This is a genomic window from Microvirga sp. P4_G7 (assembly GCF_056401005.1).
This window is the reverse complement of record NZ_JBFUKD010000826.1, coordinates 1-1,417: the sequence shown is the minus strand read 5'-3', so window position 1 is coordinate 1,417 and position 1,417 is coordinate 1. Positions and strand designations below refer to the sequence as shown.

1 protein-coding gene and 2 pseudogenes are annotated in these 1,417 nt (G+C 63.3%); all 3 read left to right on the top strand.

All coding sequences use genetic code 11. The features are described 5' to 3' along the window. A pseudogene (locus AC1DT3_RS21050) lies at positions 1–316 on the top strand (ABC transporter substrate-binding protein); the annotation flags it as partial. A gap of 5 nt (positions 317–321) precedes the next feature. Continuing rightward, positions 322–1,119, top strand: coding sequence for an ABC transporter ATP-binding protein (locus AC1DT3_RS21045; RefSeq protein ID WP_477467137.1), 798 nt, complete (start codon positions 322–324; stop codon positions 1,117–1,119). Then, positions 1,116–1,417, top strand: a pseudogene (locus tag AC1DT3_RS21040) (ABC transporter permease); the annotation flags it as partial. The gene AC1DT3_RS21045 and the pseudogene AC1DT3_RS21040, both read left to right, overlap by 4 nt.

The window sequence follows — 1,417 nt, the reverse complement described above, 5'->3', positions numbered from 1 at the left end:
CGTCGATGCCTCGACCATCGGCTGGTACAATTACCTCAACGGCGACAGCAGCAAGGCGGACGCGCTCATCAAGCGCGAGAATCCGGAGATGACCGACGAACTGCTCGCCTATGCGCGCGCCAAGATGAAGGAATACGGCATCGTCGATTCAGGAGACGCGGCGAAGGCCGGCATCGGCGCGATGACCGACGCGCGAATGAAGGACTTCTTCGACAAGATGGTAAAGGCTGGCCTATTCAAGCCCGACCTTGATTACAAGCGCGCCTATACCCTGCAATTCGTCAACAAAGGCGTCGGGCTCGACCTGAAGAAATAAGAGTCATGTGTGCTATCGCGCCGCCGACCGTCGATGAATCGCTCGTCTCGCTGCGGGACGTCGGCAAGACATTCGGCAACGGCGTGACGGCGCTCGCGCATCTGGACCTCGATATCCGCAAGGGGGAATTTCTCTCGCTTCTCGGCCCTTCGGGCTGCGGGAAATCAACGGCGTTGCGGCTGATCGCCGGACTGACGGCGCCGTCGGTTGGCGCGCTCACGTGGCCGATGGATGCGGCCGAGGACCATCGCGGCGATGTCGGTTTCGTGTTCCAGGATCCGACGTTGATGCCGTGGGCCGATGTGGCCGACAACGTCTGGCTTCCGTTGCGCCTGCGCGGCATCACGAGAACGCAGGCCCAGCCCCGCATCAAGGAAATCTTGTCCCTCGTCGGCCTGGAGGGTTTTTCGGAAAGCTATCCGCGCGAATTGTCCGGTGGCATGCGCATGCGCGTCTCGATCGCGCGGGCGCTGTGTCTGCGTCCCAAGCTGCTCTTGATGGACGAGCCGTTCGCGGCGCTCGATGAAATCACGCGCTTCAAGCTCAACGACGATCTGTTGCATCTCAAACGTGAACTCGATTGTACGGTCGTGTTCGTGACGCATTCGGTGTTCGAGAGCGTCTATCTGTCCGATCGCGTCTCCGTCATGACACCGCGGCCCGGCCGCGTCGTCGAAACGATCGGCATTGCGGCGCCACCGGAGCGCGGCGCGACCTTTCGCGCCAGCCCTTCCTATGCACGCTTGTGCGGCGAGGTGTCCGACGTCCTCGGCAGGGCGATGGCGGCGGAGGAACGCCCATGAACCCGAGTCGCATCTGGTTGCCGCTCATGGTGTTCGCCGCCGCCCTGGCGGGCTGGGAGATCGCCGTTCGGACGGCGGGGATTCCGCCATATATCCTGCCGACGCCGAGCCTGATCGCCAAGACCCTGGTGGCCGATTGGCCGATCCTCTCGCGGTCCCTCCTCGTGACGCTGGAGACCACCTTCGCGGGACTCCTGCTCGCCGTGATCGGCGGAGTGGCGCTCGCGCTTCTGCTCAGCCTGTCGCGCGTCGTGGAGTATTCTATCTACCCGTTCGCGGTCATCCTCCAGGTCACACC

Coding starts and splice junctions, on each gene's coding strand:
- AC1DT3_RS21045 (WP_477467137.1), top strand. CDS start 322: ATGTGTGCTATCGCGCCGCCGACCGTCGATGAATCGCTCGTCTCGCTG.